Origin of the sequence: Methyloceanibacter sp. (assembly GCF_051306395.1) — a bacterium.
Lineage (GTDB): Bacteria > Pseudomonadota > Alphaproteobacteria > Rhizobiales > Methyloligellaceae > Methyloceanibacter.
This window is the reverse complement of record NZ_JBPPND010000219.1, coordinates 1-3,595: the sequence shown is the minus strand read 5'-3', so window position 1 is coordinate 3,595 and position 3,595 is coordinate 1. Positions and strand designations below refer to the sequence as shown.

Genomic DNA, 3,595 nt, shown 5'->3' with positions numbered 1-3,595 from the left:
CTCAAGAATCTGCGCTGGTACTTCCGCACCCATCAGGATCAGTCGATCCGCATGGTCGATCTCAAGGAGGCCATCAAGGCCGCCAAGGGCGAGATCCGCATCATCGAGATGGAGAAATCGACCCAGCCGGTGGCCAATGTCTCGGCCGACGTGAAGAGCATGAAGCAGGCGTCGAACTAGCGCCGCTTCTTCAAACGACATTGCCGATACGCGGCCTCGGGAACCTTCCCCGGGGCCGTTTTTCTTTGAGCAGCGCCCGAAAATGTCCCATTTGGAGACGGATCGGCCAGAAGTTGCCGTAACGTGACTTGAAGGCGAGACAACCGGCGTTTCGATGAATAGGATCGGCGGCCTGGGGGAAACGTCTACCGCGCATCGCCATGTCTCATCACATTCTCACTCATCCCTTCGGATGCCTGCGTACTCTCGTTTGCGTCCTCGTTCTATCGCTGGCCGCCGCTGTCTGGGCGCCGCCTGTCGCGGTAGGTCAGGACGACACGCAGACAGAGGAGGTGCAAAGCGAGGACGCGGTGAGCGAGGACGCCGCGCCGGAAGAGGCTCCGGCCGAAGACTCCGTGATCGAAGAGGACCCGGGCGAGGACGCCGCGACCGAAGAGGTTCCGAGCGAGGCCCCGGCGGAGGAGCCCGCGGAGCGGGCCGAGCCTGCACCTTGGAACGTGTCCGAGCCGTGCGAGAACTATCAGCACCCTTACCAGGCGGATCTCTGCCAGCAATGGCGCACGGCGGAAGCCGCCGAGAAGACGGCCGCGGCGTCGGAGCGCAATCTCGGACTGTCCCGCTTGCTGATGTTGATTGGCGCGCTCGCGACGCTGCTTCTGCTCTTGATGTTCGTACCGCTCATCATGGCGGCGCTGGCGGCACGCCGGGCCGCACGTGGCGGCGCGCCCGTCTCCGCGAGGAGCGACGCGACCCGCGAGGAAGAGCTGCGCGCCTATTTGGACGTCGACAAGCTCGAGTTCATCGAGACGCCGGAGTCGGAAGGCGTGGTCAAGGTGAAGATCACCTTGCGCAATACCGGCCAGACGCCCGCCTTCAAGATCAAGAGCGCGGCGCAAGTCGGCATTCGCGACGTGTCGGACGAGGACATGCTGCCGGTGATGCCGCTCCCCGAGCGCTCGTCACTTGATGCGGCGCGGCCCCGGCTGGGCCGGAATGCGACGGCCGCGGATATCGTGCAATGCGATTCCACGTCGAGCCTCGCCGACCGCGTCATGAGCGGCGATGCCACCATTCTGGTCTGGGGCTTCGCCGAGTACATGGACGTGTTCGACCGCAGGCGAAAGACCGCGTTCCAATATCTCTGCAACGCCGAGACGCTCGATACGGGCCTCGTGTTCAAGCCGATGGTGCGCGGCGACGAGGACGGCTAGCCTTCCGGTGCCATTGCCGCGAATGCTTTCTTCTTTTGCTATGGGCGTTTAACGCGGCTTTCAGCGTTGGCGTGCAGCATGCGCGCCAACATCAACAGTTATTTGGGAGAAATCCAATGATCCGCCGCGCCTCTACTTGCGCGCTCGTCGCCGCGTTCGCGTGCGCCACCACACCGAGCCTTGCCTGCACCAACATCGCCCTGAAGGCGGAGGATGGCAGTGCGATCCGCGCCCGCACCATGGAGTTTGCTCAAGCGCTCGACTCCAATGTCCTGCTTGTCCCCGCGGGGACGAGCATGCGCGGAACGCTCCCCGATGGCGGCGAGGGCATCGGCTACACCACGAAATACAACATGCTCGGCGCCAACGCGGTCGGCGCCAATATCATTGTCGACGGTATGAACGACCAGGGCGTGAGCATCGGCCTCCTGTATTTCCCAGGCTTCGCCGAGTATGCCAAAGCGACGCCGCAGAATGCCGATCGCGCCATGGCGCCGCATGAGTTCGGCAATTGGGTGTTGGGCAACTTCGCCAGTGTCGACGAGGTGAAGGTGGCCATTGCCAACGTCGCGGTCGTCGCAACGCCGGCCCCCGCGCCCCTAAACACGGTTCAGCCGCTCCACTACATTGTCTCGGACAAGTCCGGCAAGTCGATCGTCATCGAGCCTGTCGGCGGAACCCTCAAGGTCTATGACAACCCGCTCGGCGTCATGACCAATTCCCCGGGCTTCGACTGGCACCTGACCAATCTGCGCAACTACGTGAACCTCTCGGTGAACAGCGTGAAGCCGGTCGATCTCGACGGAACCGAGTTCAGTCAGCTCGGTCAGGGTGCGGGTATGCATGGCCTGCCTGGCGACTTCACGCCGCCGTCGCGTTTCGTGCGCGCCACCGCCTTCAGCCAAGCGGCGGAGCCGCAGAAAACGGCCAGGGATATGGTGTTGGCAGGGTTCCACATCATGAACCAGTTCGACATTCCCTATGGCACGATCCGCGAAGACAGCGGCAAGGAAACGACTGTCGAGTACACGCAGTGGACTACCGTGTCCGACATGAAGAATCTGCGCTTCTACTTCAAGACCTACGGCAACCAGAGCATCCACATGATCGACCTGGCCAAGGCCTTCGCCGCCGCGAAGGGTGAGATCAGGCAGATCAAGATGGGAACCGATCCGCTCATCGCCGACGAGTCAACGGAGTTCATGAGCGCCAATCACGCCGCCGAGTAAAAAAAGCCAGCGGGTCTGCGTTGAACCCGCTGGCTTCTCCTTGGACGGGAGGAGGGCTCCCTCCCTAGTCGCACTTCTGTTTCCAATTGCCGAGAATGCCGCGCTTCCAATAGCAGTTTGGGTATCTCGGCGCTCCCCAGCCCAGTGCGAAGTTGGGCACGACACCGCGGAAGCCGGGCACCCAGATGCAACGGCGCGGGCCGCAGCTCCAGGCCGCATCCTGCACAAGCGCGCCGTGTGTCGCGCCAGGAGGCGAATGAGGCGCGAGAGGCGCTGCCTCGGCGGGCTGTAGAGAACTTGCGAGCATCAGGCCTGCCGCCAATGCGGTACTAAAGAACAAACTCTTCTGCATTTTTTCTCTCCGTGTTCGTTGACGGGTTAGGGACAACGTCTCGGCTGCCGGGGAGTTCACGCAGGCCGCATGGGCTTCTCTTAACGGCCTGAGACTCGGCGCAAATTCGGAACCGTATGGGCTTCTCAACGGTTTCTTGGTTTATTCGGCCTTACTGTCGCTCCCTGGAGCGAAGCTCCAGAGCCAAGCGCCGGCTGGCCGACTTGGCGTGCCGGGACCGTCCAGCCGGAGACCGTCATGGCGCCCCCTTCGATATCGCCCTTGCTCCCGACGACCGCCGATAGCCGCGCGGCCATCCTGCAAGGCTTGCTGATCGCCACGATTGTCATCGGTGCACTTTATTTCGGCCGCGAAGTGCTGCTGCCGCTCGCCATCGCCATCCTCCTCAGCTTCGTGCTGACCCCGCCGCTCCTGCTGCTCCGGCGCATCAAAGTGCCGCGCGTGCTCGCCGTCGCCCTCGTCGCAATTACCGCCTTCGGCATCATCGGCGGCCTTGGCTGGCTGCTCTCCCGCGAGGCCACCAAGCTCGCCGCCGATCTGCCGAGCTACCGCACCACGTTGTCGGAAAAGGTCAAGTTGCTGCGGCAGACCACGAGCGAGTCGAAGGTCTTGGAGAAAGCCGG

General features: G+C 63.0%; 4 protein-coding genes. All 4 read left to right on the top strand.

The features are described from left to right. A partial coding sequence (locus ACSLE4_RS11430) for a hypothetical protein (RefSeq protein WP_435904571.1) occupies positions 1-180 on the top strand: 180 nt, incomplete at its 5' end. Positions 181-380: 200 nt separating this feature from the next. Next, positions 381-1,391, top strand: a complete 1,011-nt coding sequence (locus ACSLE4_RS11425) for a hypothetical protein (protein ID WP_435904570.1) — start codon at positions 381-383, stop codon at positions 1,389-1,391. A 116-nt stretch (positions 1,392-1,507) separates the two neighbouring features. Continuing rightward, positions 1,508-2,620 (top strand): linear amide C-N hydrolase, encoded by a 1,113-nt coding sequence (locus ACSLE4_RS11420; RefSeq protein ID WP_435904569.1) that lies wholly within the window; start codon positions 1,508-1,510, stop codon positions 2,618-2,620. Positions 2,621-3,233: 613 nt separating this feature from the next. Beyond that, positions 3,234-3,595: AI-2E family transporter (locus ACSLE4_RS11415; RefSeq protein WP_435904568.1), on the top strand; the 362-nt coding region annotated here is incomplete at its 3' end.